The organism is Candidatus Nitrospira allomarina (assembly GCF_032050975.1).
Classification (GTDB): domain Bacteria; phylum Nitrospirota; class Nitrospiria; order Nitrospirales; family UBA8639; genus Nitrospira_E; species Nitrospira_E allomarina.
This window is the reverse complement of sequence record NZ_CP116967.1, coordinates 295,050-315,205: the sequence shown is the minus strand read 5'-3', so window position 1 is coordinate 315,205 and position 20,156 is coordinate 295,050. Positions and strand designations below refer to the sequence as shown.

Here is a 20,156-nt window from a genome sequence, read left to right as displayed (position 1 = left end):
GGGTAAGAACCTTTCTTGTTCCCATTTAACCCCCTCGGTTAATAATCAATTACATGTCTTCCTTTACCCCAAAAGATGAACTTCATGAGTTATTGGTCGACCGACTTGATGCGACTACGGCGCATGGTCTCGATGAACAACTCGCGGACCCTCGTCTGCGGGTGCCTGTTCTAGAGTTACTCATTGAATTAAAAGAGATTTCCTCAAAAATACAGGGTGAAGCCGTATGGGCTCTTGGTGAGGTGTATCGAAAAAAATGCTTAGACAGTGCCATTCCGTGGTTGGATTTAGGGATAACATTCGCTCAGGCATCTGGCGCACTCGGTCTTCGATATTTCAAAGAAAGCCCTATGATTTTCGGATTTCTGGAAAAAGAGTCGAATCGGGACGAATTATTGGTCCATGTCTTGGAGTTGGCCGATGGGTCAAATGAGTCCGCTCCACAATGTGCGTATGAATGGTTCAAGGTCCTTCCCCAATTGTGCGGGGAGATTGCCTTTCCTGAGTTTCGGGAATGGGCTCGACTAGGGATGGAGCTAGCCGAATGGAATTATGTATTAGGAAATGAATTTTTCCGGGAGTGTCCCTCCATTGCTAAAGCTATTCCGTTGAGATCGGCAAGGTCCTGGATTGGGTTTGGCATGAAACTCATGGTTCAAAACAGTCTTGGAAAGCCTGATTACATTGGAACCTTGGAGTTTTTTCGTGCCAGTCCAAGTTTGTTTCTTGAGATCCATGATGAGAATGTCAAGCAAGGGGTCATTGACCTAGGTACGAACCTCGCAGATCAATCTCCCGAACAGGCGGTAGTTTTTTTGGCGAAGGCTCCAGAATTTTTGGCTAGGGTCTCGACGGTCGAGTGGAAGATTCGAATCTTGAAATTCGGCCTTCTTGTGGCGGATCGGGATCCCGAGGCTACTCTCGCGTACTTTACTCAGGTTCCCGAGGTGGTCGTCTTGGCCGGCAAGGAAGACGATTCCGGTGTGTTTGATGCGTGGTTTGGTCAGGGGATGGAGGCCCTTGAGTATAGTGTTGAGGCTGGACGAGCCTTTTTTGGTCTGGAAACGCGGCAGGCCTGTGCAGCCGTAGAGCAGGCAATGAGTGGCGTGTCGCTTCGTCAGGTCGCCAGATCGTTGAAAATGTTTGCCAGGGCGTTGTGTGGAGAGGATATGGCCATAGAGGGGCTCCCGGAGGGCGGAGGTTCAATCGGTGCCAGTCACATGTCCACGAGTCCTGTCTCTGGGAAAGCTCAGGTGAGCGCGGACGGAAAAACGGTATATCTTCCTCTGGTCATGAGGCGATCAGAGACCCGTGAAGGAAACCGACGATGGTATACGGTCATGGTCGCTCATGAAGTTGGGCACGTGGAATTTGGAACGTATGCACTCTCGACCGAAGCATTGCAGCGTGTGGCTACCCGGGTGCAGACCCGATACCACGAAGAAGTTCTGAGCCCCAACAGAGGCATCCACACATTAGGAAATCTCTTTCAACGCTACCCTCAACCCGAGATTATCCGGGATTTGTGGGAAATTGTGGAGGATGCTCGAATTGACTTTTTGCTCCGTCATGAATACCCAGGATTACAGGAGGATTTGACGTCTTTGACTAAGGAGGCCATGGAGCTCCGCACGCTTTCCCATGGGATGACGGCTCGTGAGATTGTGCTGGACGCATTGTTGTTGCTGTTTGCAGGGTTCACCAAGGAGGAATTCACTCGTCCGGGTCTTCAAGAGGTGATTGATGAAATCTGGCAGATTGCCCGAACAATCTTACACCCCACCGCGACCGTCGATGAATCTGTTGAACTTGCCGACCGGCTCTACCAGGAATTGGAACGCCGGATTGGAACCCTGGAAAAGCACAACCAAGAGCAAGACCTTGAACCCTTTTCGAATACTTCCGGGGTTTCTGACTCAGGCGGCCAACCTGAGGCGGCTGAACACTTAGAAGAGGGGTATCAGCCTTTGAGTAACTGGGGATATCGGGGCATTCTCAATCCAGACCACGTCAAAGGAGGGGAAGAGGGAGAACAGTCGTCGAAAGAGGAGACAGGAGGGCAACTGGATCAAATTGCCACAATGGGGCAAAATACTGGGGGAGATACACCCAGCCAATCTGATCGTCGATCTCCTCACCAACCCGATCCTTCGCAAGATCCGAAGAAACCAACCTTTGGTGAATCACCTATGCAGCAGTGGTTTCAACCTACGTTTCGTCCAAGCGATGGACAACAGGGGGCTCGTCTCCGTGAGGGAGAGTATCTGTATGAAGAGTGGGATGGGACGGTCCGTGACTATCGACCCCAATGGTGTCGTGTGATTGAACAGGCAGGCCGTGAAGGGTCACCAGACTTTGTAGATGCAACGTTTCAAACATATGGCCCGATGGTGCGACTCATCCGCCGTTATTTTGAAGCGATTCGTCCGGAAGCTTTTCGTCGAATGGGGCGCCAATCACATGGGGAGGACATTGATTTGGATGCCTTGGTGAATTGGATGGTTGATCGACGCCAAGGAAACGACTCTTCTGATCAGGTGTATGCCACCAGACAAAAACGTGATCGACAGGTTGCGGTGGCATTTCTGGTGGATATGAGCGGGTCGACCGGACGGCAGATTGGAACTCGAGCGCGTCCCGTCATTGACATTGAAAAGGAAGGCTTGCTCCTGCTCTCAGAAGCGTTGTCTGCGATTGGCGATCAATACGCGATATATGGCTTTTCCGGGCAATCCCGGCAATCGGTGGACATTCACGTGTTGAAAGATTTTGACCAACGACCTGGAGGGCGTGTCGGTTTGAAAATCAGCGGAGTAACTTCCAAACAGCAGAACCGTGATGGCGCCGCGATACGACATGCGACGCAGCGGTTGAAACAGCAAGCGGCGAAAGTCCGGCTTCTCATCCTGATTAGTGATGGGAAACCATTAGATGATGACTATGCGGATGAATATTCCCTGGAAGACACCAAAATGGCTCTTCGTGAAGCGCGTCTTCAAGGCGTCCATCCCTTCTGCATTACCATTGACCAAGCGCCCACCGATTATGTGAAACGGATGTATGGGGAGATTGGATATGTGGTCGTCGATGAAGTCGAATCACTTCCGATGAAATTGCCGAAAATTTATCAACGGCTTACGGCCAGATGAGCGGATATGGGAGATGTATGACCAGTTTACCTTCACAATCTGATGTGCCACCGTGGCTCTATAAGTTGTTTACCGGCCATCAATACCCCTACGTCCGACGGCAGGCGAAGTTTGACCGGAAAGATCGGCAGGAGGACGGAGAACGGTTCGAGCCAACTCAAGATGATATCCGTGAAAAATTTTGGGAAATCTTTCCTCGCTGCTCGACTAAAATGTTACAGGAGGTCAAGGTCGGCATGATTGTCGCGTTCAAGGAATTGGGAGGTTATGAGGCGGGAACCTACCAGGAGTTTATCGACCATCCGGAAGAGTTCTTGAGTCGGGAATATGGAAAGAAAAAAATCAAGGTGAATTTTTATGATGGGGACAATTTTGTGTGTACGATCAACTTTAAAGTCGCAGGGTGGACGAGCCATGACGATGATTGATTCCATATGGCTGGCGACCTCTTCAAAGGGATGGGTGGTTTCATGAGCCGTATCAAAGTGACTGTGGTGGGGGCTGGAAATGTTGGGGGATCCATCGCCCAGCGGTTGGCAGAAAAAAATTGGTACGACATTGTGCTGGTCGATATCGTCGAAGGTCTGCCGCAAGGCAAAGCCTTGGATTTGCTCGAAGCCGGTCCAATCTGTGCCTACGATTCCGCCGTGGCAGGGACGAATCAGTATGAGGCGACCAAAGATTCTGACGTTGTGGTGGTCACATCAGGCGTGCCTCGCCGGCCGGGAATGAGCCGGGATGAGTTATTGGAAACCAATACCAATATTGTGTCAGCCGTGGTCCGTGAGACGGCTAAACGTTCTCCTGATGCCATTCTCATTATTGTCTCCAACCCTCTTGATGTGATGACACACGTTGCGCATCGAGTGAGTGGGTTTCCCAGGAACCGGGTCATTGGGATGGCGGGGGTGTTGGATTCGGCCCGATTCCGGTCCTTTATAGCGGAAGCCTTGCAGGTTTCGGTCGAAAATATTCATGCGATGGTCCTGGGAGGGCATGGCGATTCGATGGTGCCCTTGAACCGATATACCACGGTGGCGGGGAGGCCGGTGACCGAATGGTTATCGGCAGAGGCATTAGAGGCCCTGATCAAGCGGACCCGCGAGGGAGGAATCGAAATCGTCAATCTACTCAAGACAGGAAGTGCCTATTATGCCCCGGCTGCCTCAGTCGTAGAAATGGTTGAAGCTATCTCTAAAGATCAAAAGAAAATCCTTCCCTGTGCGGCGTTATGCGCTGGGGAATATGGTTTTAACGACCTCTTTCTGGGTGTGCCGGTGAAACTAGGGGCAGGCGGAGCGGAAGAGATTATTGAATATGCGCTCACCCCTGAGGAACACGCGGCTCTGAAGGTTTCAGCCGAAGCCGTTAAGGAATTGTGCAGTCATGTTGATCAGATGATGAAAAAGACCCTCTAATTGTTATAAATGGCATGACGAACTTGCCCATTTTTTCTTCACTAAATAGACATGCCTTCTGGTTCTTTTGTTACCTTGACGACTTTAGCGACCCATTCGTATAGTGGGTAGTGCTCGTACGCTGAACCCGCCTTGACGCCTGATTTTCTTTAGGAATATGGAAGGAAATTTGGTTTTTCGAGGAAGGGATTTGTAAAAAAAAGACTATCGTACAAATGTTGAACATAATAGGAAAACACAAGTGGGTCCAAACCATTGATCAAGGGGGCTTCGGTGGATAACGCATTCGCACCTCGGGTGTTGCGGGAGGTAAAGGGTGAACCAGGGGACATAGAGGCGTACCGCCAGCGAGGCGGGTATGAAGCTTGGGTTCAGTGTGTCACGAAGAATGATCCGCATGCCATAATCGCACAATTGAAAGAGGCTCATCTGCGAGGACGGGGTGGCGCTGGATTTCCTACCGGACTGAAATGGGACAAGGTGGTCAATCATCGTGTCAAAGAGCGATATTTTGTCTGCAATGCCGGGGAGCATGAACCTGGGACGTTCAAAGATCGGTATTTGCTTCGACATCATCCTCACCAACTTCTCGAAGGATGCCTGATTGCGGCGTATACCGTTGGAGCGAAGGCGGCGTATATCTATTTAAATCATGAATTTTCCGAAGAGCGAGCCATCTTTGAGCGAGCTAAGGAGAAAGCCACAGAGCAGGGCTTATTAGGAAAGAATTTTCTTGGCACAGGTCTCACACTGGATATTGAAATTTTTGATGGATATGGCAGTTACGTGGCGGGTGAAGAAACTGCGATGTTGGAATCGATGCAGGGTCGTCCAGCTCAGCCTAAGCAAAAGCCACCATTTTATCCCACGGAGTTTGGACTGCATGGCAAGCCGACATTGGTTAATAATGTTGAAACGCTGTCGAATATTCCCCAACTCTTGCGGAACGGACCAGAATGGTTTCGTCAGGTCGGAACCAGTACTACTCCAGGGACGATGTTGTTTTCGCTCAGTGGAGCTGTGAATCGGCCCGGTGTGTATGAACTGCCGTTGGGCACTCCCATCCGACATCTGATTGAGGTCTGTGGGCAGGGCGTGCCGAACGGACATGGTGTCAAAGCCGTGTTTCCCGGTGGGCCGTCCTTTTCCATGGTAGGGGCGGATCAATTGGAATTACCCATGGATTTTGATTCGCTTAAGAAAGCCGGCACTGGATTAGGGTCTGCCGGCGTTATTATTGTCGATGATGCCACGTGTATGGTGGAGCAAACGCTCAAGTTTTCCGGATTTTTTGAGCGGGAAAGTTGTGGGCAATGTCCACCTTGCCGGATTGGTACCCAGGAATTAGCGATCTTAATGAGAAAAATCGAAGATGGATCAGGAGAGGAGCGCGATCTGGCTAAACTGTTGCAAATTTGTGGATTTGTCAAAGGCACGGGATTTTGCACTCTGGTGACCGGAGCTGCGGTGTTGGTACAAAATAGTCTACGCCTGTTTCGTCACGAATTCGAAGACCATATTCGCCTGGGGCGATGTCCGTTCAAACCGGTTACAGTTGGCGTTGAGTAAGGAGACTTTATGCCTCGCGTAACATTTCTTCATCCGGAAGGGAAGTCTGGCGAAGTTCCTGAAGGTCTTTCTCTCTTAGAAGTCGCGGAGCAACTCGGGTTCCCATTGAATCATGATTGTGGGGGCAACGCCTCCTGCACGACCTGCCGGGTGGATGTGATTGCGGGCGAAGGGAATCTTTCTGATATCGATTTTGACGAGCAGGATTTGCTCGATCGGGAAGCACTGACCGAGCCTTACCATCGGTTAGGGTGTCAGGCTCGAGTGTTAGGGGATGTGATTGTACAAGTCCCCGAAGAAAAATGGGGTGAGGCCGAAGTTGAACGATCTGCGTAACCTTGCCCTTTGTCCAAGAATAAAGGGAGGGAGTGAGGGTACCCACCACAGCCGTATTGTTCAAAACATGCCCTGCAATGTAAAAGAATGCTGAGACCGACTGCTATGCCGACTGCATCGTCCATCACCAGAACCTATCGGTTTTGCGCCGCCCATCGTCTTCATACTGATCAATTGCCAGAGGAAACCAATAAAAAGATTTTTGGAAAATGTAATAATCTGAACGGGCATGGGCATAATTATACGGTTCTTGTGACGGTGGCCGGAGAATTGGATATGCGCACAGGGTTGATCACAAACGTGGACGCCTTGGACCAACTCGTCAAGGACAAGATAATCGATCGTTTTGATCATCAACATCTCAATTTTGATCCCGCCTTTGCACAAGTTACGACAACTGGTGAAAATTTAGCGCGTTTAATTTGGGATCTCCTGGTTGATCAGATTCCTTCAGGGCATTTGGAGAAAATTGGGGTAATCGAAACCAGAGATAACTTCTTTGAATATATGGGTGCTCCAAGAGTGCCCAGTGAATCTTCTAACAGAAACGGGATAAAGGAGAAGTAATGCCGAGTAAGACGAAGCGACCCTCAGCTGTCAAGTCACGGGCGGTCGATCCAGACAATAGCCAGCCAGTCCGAATGCCCAATCTCGCGAATCTGGAAATCATTGTAAAGCAGCTACTGGAAAATTTGGGTGAAAATCCCCAACGGCATGGTTTAACCGATACGCCCAAGCGGGTAGCCAAGTCCATGGCCTTCCTTACCAAAGGCTATCAACAAGATATCGATGAATTATTGAATGGGGCTCTGTTCCCTATCGTATATGATGAGATGGTCATCGTGCGCGATATCGATTTTTTTAGCCTCTGTGAGCATCACCTTCTACCGTTTTTTGGGAAATGTCATATCGGGTATATTCCCAATAAGCACGTGGTGGGCTTGAGCAAAATCCCACGAATTGTCGATGCCTTTAGTCGTCGTCTGCAAGTCCAGGAACGGTTGACGGTCCAGATTGCCCACACCCTTCACACGAAGCTCAAGCCGCGTGGGGTGGGTGTTGTCATGGAAGCCCGCCATCTTTGTATGAGTATGCGTGGAGTAGAAAGGCAGAATACCGTGGCGGTCACCAGTGAAATGCTTGGTGTATTTCGCAAACAAGAACAAACCCGTGACGAATTTCTTAAGCTCATTCGCCAGCGCGGATGCGACGGCGATTAGATTGTTCCATCCATTTTATTTTTCCCGTTCAAAAATAGCTGATGGCAGGACTTTTCTAGATATTTGATTCTAATAGTGGAATCAGGTTTAATGCGACATTATTAAGTTTTCATAGGTGTTCCCACGGAAGGGCATGTCGCGCAGGAGGCGCCGGCCTCATCCTTATTTTTCTTTTTGTATTTGGTCTGGGACAGTAGAGCCTCTTTTTGATTTCCCCTCAATTTCCTTTCCGTTAGGCCCGTCGCTTCTCTATTCCTTAAGTTCCAATTCACCTCCTGCATCGGATGTTTTTCTGATCTGTTTGGCGTTGCGGCAATACTTATAACCGGTGTGTCGTGAGGAAGCTCCGAAGTGCTTCGTTGAACGCGGCGGGTTGTTCCAAGTTCGATAGATGGCCGGCTTTAGGAATGGTGACCAAGATGGAGCCGGTTATCCGTTGGGCCATGTACTGAGACTCTGAGATCGGGGTAGCGACATCATCCTCGCCCACGATGATCAAAGTCGGGCAGGTGATTGTGGATAACAGGTTCGTTGAATCAGGTCTAGCGGCCATCGCCACCAAATCGACAACAATGCCGGCCGTTGATGTTTGAAGAATCATCTGTCGAACCTGCTTCACAATTTCAGAATGACGCTCAATGGTGGAAGGGGCCAGAAGTTTGGGAAGCATGAGGTCGGCAATGGCTGGTGCTCCATCGGTAAAAGCTACTTGAGCCATCGACCCACGTCCAGCTTTCCCTTCTTCACTATCCCCTTGCGCTCTTGTATCTGCAAAAACCATGGCTTTTACCCGATCAGCATAATGTCGGTAGATCGAAAAGAGGGTATATCCGCCCATCGACAAGCCCACAAACACGCCTTGACCAATACCTAAATGATCGAGCAGGTGGATGATATCCTTGGCATAATGGTCCAAACTATCATTCCATGTCACGATGTCGGATTCTCCATGTCCTCCAAGGTCAATGGTGATCACTCGATAGGTGTTCTTTAGCGCATCGACTTGAGGTTGCCACATGGTTTTGGAAAGTGGAAAGGCATGGATGAAGACGAGCGGCGTGCCGTCCCCTTGATCGGAATACCCGACGGTCACTCCATGAATCAGCGCTTTCACCAATCTCTCCTTTTTTGTCGATGGGAGCCACCTCGAATTTTCTCGAGTGATGTCATCAAAGAGCCATATACTGGTTTCATTTGCGGGTGCATGACCGGTGGTTATAGCATACTGAGAATAGAGAGGTAATCACAGAATTGCCTGCCAGAAATGCTTAGGGGGTAAGTGCATTTTTATGGAATCCTTTGAGTCACAGTCGCAAGAAGATCTTTTCCCTGCTCAGGAAGCTTCCGATACACGCCCGACTCCATTAGCAGAGAGGATGCGGCCGCTGGATTTTGATGAGTTTGTGGGACAGGAAGACGTCTTGGCCCAAGACCAGCCGCTGCGTGTGGCCATTGAACATGATCGTGTGCCCTCACTTATTTTGTGGGGACCGCCGGGGACGGGAAAGACGACCCTAGCGAGTTTAATCGCCAAGAAAACCCAAGCGACATTCGTCCCCTTTTCAGCGGTGCTCAGTGGCGTGCCGGAGTTGCGCGGATTGTTGAAAACAGCCCAACAACGCCGGAAGGTGTCAGGACAGCGTACACTTCTTTTTGTGGATGAAATCCATCGATTCAATAAAGCGCAACAGGATGCCTTCCTCCCCTATGTTGAACGGGGAGATATCATACTCATTGGAGCCACCACACAAAATCCTTCTTTCGAAGTGATTGCTCCCTTGTTGTCCCGGTCTATGGTGGTGGTGCTTCAATCCTTAAACGAGGAGGCGTTGAGGCATATCTTGAATCGTGCCCTTTCGGATACGAAACGAGGGCTCGGTTCCTCACACGTCACCCTTACTCCCGCTGCACAGCGTCTATTGATTGGATATGGCAATGGCGATGCCCGGTCGATGTTAACGGGCCTGGAATTTGTTGTTGGCCAATATGCGAAGCCTGGCAAACCTACGACCATTGATCAACCGCACGTCGAGCAAAGCTTGAAGCAGAAGGCCTTACGATACGACCGGGATGGGGAAGAGCATTACAACCTGATTTCCGCCTTTATTAAAAGTATGCGTGATTCGGATCCGGATGGGGCGTTGTATTGGCTGGCGCGGATGTTGGAGGGTGGAGAAGAGCCCAAGTTTATCGCCAGGCGCATGATGATTTTTGCGTCAGAAGATATCGGGATGGCCGACCCGCAGGGGCTCTTGATTGCCTCGGCCGTTTTTCATGCGGTGGAGGTCATCGGATTATCCGAGGCACAAATCAACTTGGCGCATGGGGTGACCTATTTAGCCACTGCTCCAAAAAGTAATGCATCGTATATGGGGCTCCTGGCAGCAAGGAGAGACGCCAAGGAAAAGGGCAATCTCCCGGTACCGCTGCATTTGCGTAATGCGGTGACTTCGTTAATGAAGGATTTGGATTATGGAAAAGACTATCGGTATGCCCATGATGACCCCAAGGGTGCTAAAGCCCAAACTCATCTCCCCAAAGAATTAGAAGATCGCCGGTATTATAGACCCTCCGATTCTGCTACTGCTTCTCCCGTTGATGAAGAAGAAGACCTCAACTCACCCTGGTAATCATATTGGTTTGAAATTAAAGAGCCGGGTTTCGGCCCGGCAGCCGAGCCACTTTTGTTTCGGCAAAAGTGGCCAAAACCATTGACGCCCCGTCCGGCCTTATTGGATGGGACGGACGCAAGACACGGAGGGCTGGCCAACTCGCTGCGCTCAGACAGGGCCCGCCGAATTCAAAGAGCGTCCGACCCGATGGCCGGGCGGCAGGCGTGGCTTAAAAGCGAGGGAACACCGCAGCCAAGAAGGCATTGGAACTTATTAGGAAGAACAAATCTAAAAAAAGTAGTGAGGCATTTCTGAAGCAGCTGAGAAAATTGGGCAAGTGCTCAAATACAGACCCGCAAGGGCGGCCTAAGACTCAGGGGAAAAAGGTAGTGTCCTGTTCTGAACCCTCGCGAGGCGGGAGACCGGATATCTTTGAGCTAAGCGCCACCGCCTTTTGGTGTCTGGACAATGCGTTAGTAATTATCTGAATCTACTTGCCAACCTAATTTCCCGTTCAAGAAGTTCTATATACACCAGGACCATGGTGGCGGCAACTTTGACTTTATTAAGCTCAACCGGTTTCCCTGAGTCATGAGAAAATTCATTTAGCAATTCCGCCATTTTATTTAGTGAAATCTTAGAATTCTCCTCCTTAACTTTCTTCACCGCATTTGATAGCGGCCCTAGCAACATCTCAGAATAGTTACCATTAATTTTCAGGTTACGGAAGCAACACTCAATCTTTAGTGTGATCTCCAATATTCTTCTGGCGGTATTAACCTTCTCGCAGATTAAATCCTCGTCCTTGGGATCTAATTGTTCCAAGGAGCTTATGACGTTCTGAATTCGGTTTACAGACTCGGTTATATTATATAAATAAAGAAAATCTTTAGAGTCACCACTCGACATATCGCAGTTTTTAGGAATTATCGCTAGCAAAAAAATCGGAGTACAGTGAACATCAATGATTTCAATGCCGTCCGAAACCTTTCTTTCAACTCTTTTTGCAAAAAGTCCCTTGTTGATTAGCTTTATCTCGATCGCCCCCTTTTGATATGACTGCCGTATTTGTTTTTGGGTTTGCGAGTACCCATTAATTAGGAAAACTGCATAATCTTTTCCTACGATGGGAATAACGCTTTTTATATAAATATTCAGAGCATACAAAGAGACCGAAAAAAGTCCCTCTTGCATTTCTTTCGTTTCTTGGGATTCTTGTGAGCTTCGAAAGTCATGCCAGGTAAGGGTTAGGAGACCTATTTTCTCATCCAAATTGAATGAATCAATCTTGTCCCAGCAACCCAGATCGAGAAAGTCCAGGATGACCCAGCCCCCAGTCCTCTCCAGTAAGTTCTCAAAGAATTTTTTAATGTTCGCTCTTTCAGTTATTGGGGTACTGCCAAACTCCTCTGCAAGGGACTTGAAAATCATTGTTCCTTGGCTGATTGGATCCATAGTTTCCTTTGTGGCAAACACGAAATAAACGGCCCAAATACCTCAAGAATTTGCAAATTAAAATGCCAAATTTATTGGGTTACCTGAATTTCGTCAACAAGTTGTGAAAGGAAAAGGATTTAGAATCGCTTGATTCGCATCCTTTTTCTGCTGGTAATATAGGTATGTGGGAAATTATGAGATCTGGGATTGTTGTTTTTCGAGTTGGGCGCCGAGGTCGGCCCATTTGTGGGTGAGACGGTCGAGGTCATGGCCCCATTGTTCACGTTCGTGATGGAGAGAATTCCAGCGGGAGTAGTCTTGGTAGGTGGCCGGGTCGGCGAGTTCCACATCCCGAGCCTTGATCTGTTCTTCGAGCTGACCAATTTCTTTTTCCAGGGTGGCGACTTGCTTCTCCAGGCGGGCGATACTTTTTGAGAGGTCTCGTCGCGATGGAGCCTCAGGAGTGTCGACGGCTGTCCTGGCTTTCCCATTTGTGAGGTGCTCGGTGGTTGGTTTTTCCTTTTGGGGCTTCTCTTTTTTCTTCGATTTTTTCTTGTCGGGTGTGGCTTCCGGCGGAATCTGGTCTTCCAGTTCTTTGGCCCGTTTCCAGCAATAGTATTCATAGTCGCCGATGTAATCTCGGGCTTGTCCGTCGTCTATTTCCACGACGCGCGTGGCTACTCGCATAAGGAATGTGGGGTCGTGCGAGATAAACACCATGGTTCCGGGGAATTGAAGCAGTGCGTCCGTTAACATATCCACGGATGTGGGATCCAAGTGGTTGGTCGGCTCATCTAAGAGCAAGGTGTTGGCTGGCTCGACCAACATGCGGGCTAAGGCGACTCGATTACGTTCTCCGCCGCTCAAAGCTTTGATGGGTTTTTTCTGATCATCTCCAGAGAATAAAAACGCGCCGGCTAATCCTCTTAGGAAATTTCGTTCAGTCATGGGCGCGGCTTCTTCGAGTGAATCCAATATGGAATGTTCAGATTTCAGGATTTCGGCCTGGTGCTGAGCAAAGTAGTGGAGGGTGACCCCGTGACCCAAGATTCTGGACCCTTTTTCGAATTCCAAGACTCCAGCCAGGATTTTAAGAAGTGTAGATTTTCCAGCCCCATTTTCCCCGACCAAGGCCACGCGTTGTCCCCGTTCGACGGAAAAATCCAAGCCATCATAGATGATTTTATCGCCATAGCGTTTTCCGATATCCCGTAGTTCAAAAACGTCTTTTCCGCTGGCCGGCGGGTCCGGGAATTTAAATCGCAACCGTTTCGTGTCCCGCTGCAATTCAATGCGTTTCACTTTTTCAAGTTGTTTGATACGGGATTGCACCTGGCTGGCTTTGTTGGCCTGGTATCGGAACCGGTCGACGAAGTTTTGGACGCGTGCAATTTCTTTGGATTGTCGATTGGCGGCGGCCTCTTCCTGGGCGTCTCGCTCTGCCCGGAGTTTTTGAAACCGCGTATAATTGCCCCGGTATTCCTGCAAGGTATGGTTCCGGACTTCCCAAATATGCGTGACCATGTTGTCTAAAAAGCCAATGTCATGGCTGATGATCAACAGTGTGAAATTTGAAGAGAGTAAAAATGATTCCAGCCAACGCTGCGTGGGCTTGTCGAGGTGGTTGGTCGGCTCGTCCAGCATGAGGACGTCGGGGGCCGACAGCAATAAGTGGGCTAAGGCCACCCGCATGCGATAGCCGCCGGACAGGGTGTCAATCTTGCGTTCCCAATCCGACTCCTGAAATCCTAATCCGGAAAGAATCCGCTTGGCTTCGTGATCGGGAAATTGATTCCGGTGTGTGGCATCGAGAATGGTGTTTCCCGGCAAAGACTCCAGTTCCTGTGGCAGATAGCCAAGGCGAAGAAATGGACGTTGTCGAATCCTTCCGCTTTCTATTTCCTCCTCATTGAGGATCATGCGCATCAGTGAGGTTTTCCCTGATCCATTAGGACCAACGAGTCCCACACGGGTGTTGGGTTTGAGGTGAGCCGAAGCCTCAATGAACAGAGGTTTCGTGGGGTAGCTCTTGGAGATTTGTTCAATATGCAGCATGCGGAAACACCATCCAAATGTGAGATGAAAACTGAGTCAAAACCCCTTTGTCATGGTCAAAAAGACGGAAAGGAGGGATGAATTGGTGGAGCTGGCCGGGATTGAACCGGCGACCTCGTGAATGCCATTCACGCGCGCTCCCAACTGCGCTACAGCCCCACACCGAAAATGATGCTATCACGCGACTACGGTTCGGTCAAGAAAATCAGAAGCCAGAAAGGCAGAGCTCCTCGTTGACAAATTATGCGTTGAGACCTACGATTCACCCTTGAAGCTCTGGCTGACCTGCTGGCCGAGTTTTTTTTTGTCCCGTGCTCTTGTCTTGTGCGTGTGGAGGAAGCTATGACCGCATTGGTTGTTGTGGGCTCCCAATGGGGAGATGAAGGAAAAGGAAAAATTGTGGACCTTCTTGCCAAGGATGCGGATGTCATTGTCCGCTATCAAGGAGGTTCCAATGCCGGCCATACGGTCATTACCAATAAAGGCACCTTTATTTTTCATTTGATTCCTTCGGGTATTCTTTATCGAGGGAAGGTGTGCGCGTTGGGGAACGGGGTCGCCATTGATCCGGCTGGGTTGATTGAGGAGTTGGATCGTTTGACTGCCAAAGGGATTCCGGTTGGAAAACGATTTCTTATTAGTAATCGGGCTCATGTCATTATGCCCTATCATAAGGCCATTGATAAGGCTGAAGAGCAGGCGAAAGGGGCTCGCCGAATCGGGACGACGGGCCGAGGCATCGGGCCGGCGTATGTCGATAAAATGGCGCGAGTTGGCATTCGCATGGGAGATTTGCTGAATCCGGAAGTGTTGGAACAAAAGATCCGGGAAAATCTTGTAGAAATTAATGCGTTCTTAGAGCGCATTTACAATGTGGATGGTTTTACGGTTGAAAAGGTTTTTAAAGATTATCAAGCCTATGGTGAGCGACTTCGTCCGCATATTACGGATGTAGCGTTGGCCCTGGACCGGGCCTTTGAGCGAGGGAAGCGTGTTTTGTTTGAAGGGGCGCAAGGGACCCATTTAGATGTCGATTTTGGGACGTATCCCTATGTCACCTCTTCAAGTTCCTGCTCGGGTGGGGCGTGCACCGGTAGTGGGGTCGGTCCCACTACGATAACGGGAGTCTTAGGTGTCACGAAGGCCTATACGACTCGAGTGGGTGGAGGACCGTTTCCGACAGAATTGACTGATGAAATGGGTCAGCAACTCATGCAGCGTGGGAATGAATACGGGTCGACGACGGGTCGAGCCCGCCGGTGCGGCTGGTTGGATATGGTGTTATTGCGATATGCCGTTCGAATTAACGGACTTACCTCATTGGCCATCACAAAGTTGGATGTGCTGGATGGCTGCAAAGAATTGAAAATTTGTACGGGATACCGGTATCAGGGAAAACTCCACAAAGAAATGCCAGGTGACCTAAAGGTGCTGGCCGGTTGTGAACCGGTGTATGAACGATGGAGTGGGTGGACAACCGACACAACGGGATTGAAAGGGTATAAGGGACTTCCACCTGCTGCTAAAAGGTATTTAGCCAGAATTGAGGAATTAACCGGATGCCGGATTGATATGATTTCGACCGGGTCCAAACGTGAAGATACCATTGTTGTGAAGAATCCATTGACCCGGTCCCGCAAGGGCTAATGATTAACACGCTTCTTTGTGTTTTTTCGGCTGTAAGTTTGACAACAACAGAATCCATTGTTAGCATCGCGACCCGGTGAGCCGCTAGCTCAGTTGGTAGAGCATCGCCCTTTTAAGGCGAGGGTCGTGCGTTCGAGCCGCACGCGGCTCACCATAAGTATCACATCCTTACTAGTGTTTTCCTCTCAATTAAACCAGCCAGAAGTCCGGGTACATCTCCCATGGGTGAGAGTTCATTACCCGTGAAAATCCTTTAGAAAATTATGCGGCACTCTTTATCAAAAGAAGGGTGCCGCATGAAGTGCAAATATTTAGTGCTTCTGGGCTAATCGAGCCAGATTAGCGTTGGCTTGGGACAACACCAAGGCGAAGGCGGCAAAATCCGTGTCGGTCAATGGATGCCCCGTAGAATATCTATCCACCAGGATGACCCCGATAGGCCTGTTGGGCGCGTATAAGGTTCCGGCAAACCCGGGTTGGTCGCCCCAGTATTTTAAAAAGGTGGTTGGCATACCTCCGGATTCTCCTTCTTTGACCAAGGATGAATATTGAATAGGGTGAAACCTATGAAGCAGTCGATCCCAGAAGTTTCCATGAGAAAGAGGGCAATGAAACGCTGGTTGGATGGTTTCCACATGCGGACCATAACCGAGTTTGGCCTGGAGCATATCTTTTCCCGGTACGACCAATGCGAGCCAGACCCGTTCAAAACCATAGGAAGCATGGAGAGTTCGGGTGACAAAGGTAAGCAGCGAGGAGGGTTCGGAAATTTTCATGGACTGAATGGTGAAATCCAGCAATGGCCTATCGGAGGCCGGAGAGGGCTGGAAAGAAGGGGAAGCTTGCTGGGCCGAGGTTGTTGATTCTTTGGAACGAATCCCTTCGGGGTCTAGAGCCTGATGGATCGTTTGAGTGAGCCGATGGAGGTGTTGATTGTGAAGAAATAGCCCATCGGCCTCAGATGCGGGAAGAAAGTGCTGTTGGTCAATATTGATGGCCGAGGCGATTTCTGAGGCTTGGCTAAAGGCTTTGGAGACGGTGTGTTCCAATTGGATCATGGAGAGGCCGAATGGGGGAAGAAACTGTTCGATCAGGCCTTGAAGTACCTCTCCCTGCCCGGTAGCCAATGGGTTCAGGAGGCAATAACTCAATTCATTCGCGGCTCGAACAATACCTTCCATGATCTGTTGATCTGCTTCTGGATGGGATTTGGGCCAGACGGGTTTTTTCTCCAATAGCTGAACCAGGGTGTCCGGCAGATTCCAATGCTTGGCCATGGCGGCAGCGATGATATGTAGCGGTCTTCCCAAAAGAGTGAGTTCGGCTTTGGGGATCTTGGCTGGATCCTCCCGGCGTATGACTTCTAGTTGTTCGGCGATGTCGGGGCGACAGAGGGCGAGGATAAGGTCTCCTAGTGAATAGAGCATGGCATTGGTAAATAACGATCCCGTCTCCCCGTAATTGATGGCTTTTCCCAGTTCCTGTGCCTGGGTCCCCGCGACCAGAGCGCGAGCCAGTAGGTGTTTCAGATTGGTGGTATCGGCCCCAAAGGTATCGGCCTGTTCAATTAATTGGGCAGAGACCACCATGGCCCGAATGACGTCAAAACCGATAAGGGCCACCGCATAGGTTGGGGTTTTGACTGGTGTGCGGGTATGATAGGCGGGGCTATTCGCGATTTTAATGACATTGGCCATCATGGCTTGATCACGCATGATGATTTCTCCAATATCGCTGGCATTTGAGCGTTTATCCTGAGTAAGATTTAAGACTTGGATGCAACTTTGCCTGAGGATAGGCAAGGTTTCCGGGGCTTCGGCGAGCAGACTTTCCAAAAAGGAAGCAGGGGGCGCGTGGCCGGTGGATGTGGCGGATTTCATGATGGCACGTCCGGCAGGGTAGAGTGCCAGGCGGTAATTCAAGGACGTGGTAATTTTAAATCATGGCAATGGAATGTGGTAATTGGCTCTCAGGTTAATTCTCGGTAATATTTTCCGAAACATTAACCCGTCCTTACCCCTTAGAGGTGAAGGCGGACTCATTTTTTTGATTGGGTGTTACCTGTATGAGAAATAGAATTTCCTGCTCGGCTCAGGAGTTGAGCCAATTAGATGCTGACATGATTCAATCCGTGGTGGGGGGAACGGTCTTCGAAGAAGGCCATCAATATTTTTCCACCCAACGAGTCAAGATCCTTGATGCGGACCAGACCCAAATCACCGCCGAGGTCCATGGCGTCTATGGCGTGTATACGCAAACGATTAAGTTGCGAGCGGGGACCTTATCGACCAGGTGTTCTTGTCCATCGACTGAGCAACCTTTTTGTCGCCATTGTGTTGCGGTGTTACTGCATCAATTCCATAACGGTTCCTCACTCAAGTCGGGTTCCAAGGAAAATCATAAGGACCCGGCTCCTCCTTTCGATCAGCGGGGACGGGCCGAAGTACCCCGTGCGGAGGAATCCGGGGGTGCGGGTGATTTGAATTTTTGGGAAGCCATCCTGTTTATCGATTGGGTACAGAAAGCCGTTGGTCTGTTAGGTAAGGAGGCCACCCTACCCCCAGTTCCTGGTTCGCTCGGGGGTGTTGCTCGAGAATGGGTAGGTGTAGTTGAACGCCTTAATTCACAATGCCTGGAAGGAGAGGAAGATCGACTTGATGCCTTGAAGAACCTGCAATCAGCTGAAGGCATGGTTGATAACCTCACGAAGAAATTGCATGTTTTAAAGGAGGAAGCTGAGGCGGCTCAAAAGAATTGCAGGGTGTTAGAGAAAAAAGTCAAGCAATTGCAAGATTCATTGGCAGAACTCTCAAAGGCATCAAGCTAGGTCAGGTGATTTGCGGCAGGCCTCGAGGGAAATGTGACTTTTAAGTCTAGGCGAAGGTTCGTGGACGTGAGGGCAGTTTTTCGACCCTTTTTCCTATGGGAAGAGAGCCGACGGATTTTTCAAAAAAACAAGGCCATGACGTTAGTCATTATGCTCGAATCTTTCTGGGCTCTTCCACCCGGCCAATTGGTCCAGCTGTTCGCCCCACCATCTCAAGTACATTGTCGGCAATTTGGTTCAGCGCGATGGTCGCTGGAGACGTGGGGGCCAGTTCTACCACTGGAAGATATTTTAAAATGGATTGTTGCACGTGCATGTCTTCAGGGATATTTCCTAAAATAGAGAGGTCGGTTCCAACATATTGCTTAAGAAGATGTTGTAAGTGCAGCGTGTTGACCCTGGATTTGGAAGTCATGCGATTTAAAATGAGGGCCGGTTGAAACCTTTTTAAGGCTTCTTGAGCAATCTCCACACCTGATTCGTTCGTCCTTCCAACAGCTTCCAGAACTGCTGTGACACTATGAAAGTCTTTGTCCAGAAGGGCGTCCGCCACTGGGTCGCGGGCTAAAAAAGCCGTAAGGACCTTTCGAATGGCGGCAAGTTTAATGAATCGATACAGATCTAAGACCGAAGTCGGGTCAGGAGTGGCCACAGCCAGGTAATAGTCCGCGAGGAGATAAAAGTCCAGTGCGTGATAACTGGTGCCCGCCCCGACGTCCACCAGAATGATATCTGCATCCAGCTTCTGTATGTGCCGGATAAGGCGTTTTTTTTTGGCATGTTGCAAGTTTGCGGTAATCAGCGTTTCCCCGGTACCAGAAATGAGCTTCAGGGAAGAGAGACTGGGAATAGGGTGGGCGGTCTCATTTAAATTAGTGAGAGTGTTTGTCAAAAAATCTGTGAGAGTGGATGGGGGATGGAACATCCCGAACAAGATGTGGAGATTAGCTCCCCCAATGTCCATGTCGACCAGGGTAACGCGAAGTCCCTTTCTGGCGAGGAGGAGTCCAAGGTTGCTGACGACCATGCTTTTTCCAACTCCGCCCTTACCGGAGGCCACTGAGACTATACAAGGCATCGGTTTAAATCCTCTCTCGTTGATTTCACCTGAAAGTGAGTACACCTCTACTTAGAAATAGCCTATCATAGGCTCTGTCTTATGCCCATGGACCGCGACTCCACGGGTGGTGGGAGTGTTTAGGGATTTATGCGAGCTAGGGAGTGGTAGCGAATCGGGTAAGGTCTTGCCTTTAAAAATGGAAAGTGCTAGGTTATTTTCGAGTAGAGTGGGCGTGAGCCCACTTTTTTTTGGTCTTGGTTTGTGGCCGCTCGTCGTGAGGAATTGTGGTGGCCTTTTCGGCTGACAATCTTGAGCAAGAGATTCGCCAAGTGGGCGAGCCTATTGCTCGAGCCTTAGGAGTGGATATCTTCGAGGTTCAGTGCACCGGGAGACCCGCCAACCTTTTGGTTCGATTGACTCTTGATAAAAAGGGGGGAGTTGGAATTGAAGATTGTGAACAATTCCATCAATCCTTGCGTCGAACCTGGGAGGTTCTTCATCCAGAGCAAGCCGCGTATCGGTTTGAAGTTTCTTCGCCTGGTCTAGATCGACCGCTCCGAGATCTAAAAGACTATGAACGAGTGGTGGGCGAACGACTTCGAGTCACTCTGAAAAACTCGATCAACAAGCAATCAGTTGTCTTGGGGCAATTGATTACTGTTACAAACATGGGGATTCATTTAATGGATGACAAAAGCAAGAATCCCCAGGAAGTCGTTGTGCCCTGGGAAGATATTGCCAAAGCGAGATTAGAGGTTTCGTTCTAATTGTTATACTGGAAATGCGCACCAACCGCCCATGTCTGTTTGAACCGCTCATCGTGCCT

Annotated in this window: 16 protein-coding genes and 2 tRNA genes; 12 read left to right on the top strand and 6 right to left on the bottom strand. The window is 49.7% G+C overall.

All coding sequences use genetic code 11. From position 1 onward, the window contains the following. Positions 1-53: 53 nt before the first annotated feature. From PP769_RS01380 to folE, 7 genes are all read left to right on the top strand, one after another. Positions 54-3,149 (top strand): nitric oxide reductase activation protein NorD, encoded by a 3,096-nt coding sequence (locus PP769_RS01380; protein ID WP_312644262.1) that lies wholly within the window; start codon positions 54-56, stop codon positions 3,147-3,149. Between the two features lie 17 nt (positions 3,150-3,166). Continuing rightward, positions 3,167-3,577 (top strand): hypothetical protein, encoded by a 411-nt coding sequence (locus PP769_RS01375; RefSeq protein ID WP_312644260.1) that lies wholly within the window; start codon positions 3,167-3,169, stop codon positions 3,575-3,577. A gap of 42 nt (positions 3,578-3,619) precedes the next feature. Continuing rightward, the gene (gene mdh, locus PP769_RS01370; protein WP_312644258.1) at positions 3,620-4,567 is read left to right on the top strand and encodes a malate dehydrogenase; all 948 of its coding nucleotides are present in this window, start codon (positions 3,620-3,622) and stop codon (positions 4,565-4,567) included. 273 nt (positions 4,568-4,840) lie between these two features. After that, positions 4,841-6,136, top strand: a complete 1,296-nt coding sequence (nuoF, locus tag PP769_RS01365; protein ID WP_312644256.1) for an NADH-quinone oxidoreductase subunit NuoF — start codon at positions 4,841-4,843, stop codon at positions 6,134-6,136. A 9-nt stretch (positions 6,137-6,145) separates the two neighbouring features. Further along, positions 6,146-6,472, top strand: a complete 327-nt coding sequence (locus PP769_RS01360; RefSeq protein ID WP_312644254.1) for a 2Fe-2S iron-sulfur cluster-binding protein — start codon at positions 6,146-6,148, stop codon at positions 6,470-6,472. Between the two features lie 105 nt (positions 6,473-6,577). Further along, positions 6,578-7,039, top strand: coding sequence for a 6-carboxytetrahydropterin synthase (locus tag PP769_RS01355; RefSeq protein WP_312644252.1), 462 nt, complete (start codon positions 6,578-6,580; stop codon positions 7,037-7,039). Next, positions 7,039-7,692 carry a GTP cyclohydrolase I FolE gene (gene folE / locus PP769_RS01350; RefSeq protein ID WP_312644250.1) on the top strand — a complete coding sequence of 218 codons (654 nt, stop codon included), beginning with the start codon at positions 7,039-7,041 and terminating at the stop codon, positions 7,690-7,692. Before PP769_RS01355 ends, folE begins: the two co-directional genes overlap by 1 nt. A 319-nt stretch (positions 7,693-8,011) precedes the next feature. On the opposite strand, the gene PP769_RS01345 is transcribed toward folE, so the two are convergent. Then, on the bottom strand, positions 8,012-8,806 hold the full coding sequence (locus PP769_RS01345) for an alpha/beta fold hydrolase (RefSeq protein WP_312644248.1): 795 nt from the start codon (positions 8,804-8,806) through the stop codon (positions 8,012-8,014). 175 nt (positions 8,807-8,981) lie between these two features. On the opposite strand from PP769_RS01345, the gene PP769_RS01340 reads away from it, so the two are divergent. Continuing rightward, positions 8,982-10,322 carry a replication-associated recombination protein A gene (locus tag PP769_RS01340; RefSeq protein ID WP_312644246.1) on the top strand — a complete coding sequence of 447 codons (1,341 nt, stop codon included), beginning with the start codon at positions 8,982-8,984 and terminating at the stop codon, positions 10,320-10,322. Between the two features lie 462 nt (positions 10,323-10,784). Here PP769_RS01340 and PP769_RS01335 read toward each other — a convergent pair whose 3' ends face one another. The 3 genes from PP769_RS01335 to PP769_RS01325 all read right to left on the bottom strand — a co-directional run bounded on the left by PP769_RS01335 (position 10,785) and on the right by PP769_RS01325 (position 13,955). After that, positions 10,785-11,759, bottom strand: a complete 975-nt coding sequence (locus tag PP769_RS01335; protein ID WP_312644244.1) for a hypothetical protein — start codon at positions 11,757-11,759, stop codon at positions 10,785-10,787. A 174-nt stretch (positions 11,760-11,933) separates the two neighbouring features. Continuing rightward, positions 11,934-13,796, bottom strand: coding sequence for an ABC-F family ATP-binding cassette domain-containing protein (locus tag PP769_RS01330; RefSeq protein WP_312644242.1), 1,863 nt, complete (start codon positions 13,794-13,796; stop codon positions 11,934-11,936). An 83-nt stretch (positions 13,797-13,879) separates the two neighbouring features. Then, positions 13,880-13,955 (bottom strand) — tRNA-Ala (locus tag PP769_RS01325). Positions 13,956-14,138: 183 nt separating this feature from the next. On the opposite strand from PP769_RS01325, the gene PP769_RS01320 reads away from it, so the two are divergent. Together PP769_RS01320 and PP769_RS01315 are read left to right on the top strand one after the other, a co-directional pair. Then, on the top strand, positions 14,139-15,443 hold the full coding sequence (locus PP769_RS01320; protein WP_312644240.1) for an adenylosuccinate synthase: 1,305 nt from the start codon (positions 14,139-14,141) through the stop codon (positions 15,441-15,443). A 78-nt stretch (positions 15,444-15,521) separates the two neighbouring features. Further along, a tRNA-Lys gene (locus PP769_RS01315) sits at positions 15,522-15,597 on the top strand. 157 nt (positions 15,598-15,754) lie between these two features. Here PP769_RS01315 and PP769_RS01310 read toward each other — a convergent pair. Further along, positions 15,755-17,323 carry an HDOD domain-containing protein gene (locus PP769_RS01310; RefSeq protein ID WP_312644236.1) on the bottom strand — a complete coding sequence of 523 codons (1,569 nt, stop codon included), beginning with the start codon at positions 17,321-17,323 and terminating at the stop codon, positions 15,755-15,757. Positions 17,324-17,508: 185 nt separating this feature from the next. Here PP769_RS01310 and PP769_RS01305 point away from each other — a divergent pair, with 185 nt between their 5' ends. Beyond that, positions 17,509-18,270: an SWIM zinc finger family protein gene (locus PP769_RS01305; protein WP_312644234.1), complete on the top strand. Its 762-nt coding sequence runs from the start codon at positions 17,509-17,511 to the stop codon at positions 18,268-18,270. Positions 18,271-18,418: 148 nt separating this feature from the next. On the opposite strand, the gene PP769_RS01300 is transcribed toward PP769_RS01305, so the two are convergent. Continuing rightward, positions 18,419-19,348: a P-loop NTPase gene (locus tag PP769_RS01300; RefSeq protein ID WP_312644231.1), complete on the bottom strand. Its 930-nt coding sequence runs from the start codon at positions 19,346-19,348 to the stop codon at positions 18,419-18,421. 269 nt (positions 19,349-19,617) lie between these two features. On the opposite strand from PP769_RS01300, the gene rimP reads away from it, so the two are divergent. Next, on the top strand, positions 19,618-20,097 hold the full coding sequence (gene rimP, locus PP769_RS01295) for a ribosome maturation factor RimP (RefSeq protein WP_312644229.1): 480 nt from the start codon (positions 19,618-19,620) through the stop codon (positions 20,095-20,097). The last annotated feature ends 59 nt before the right edge of the window (positions 20,098-20,156 follow it).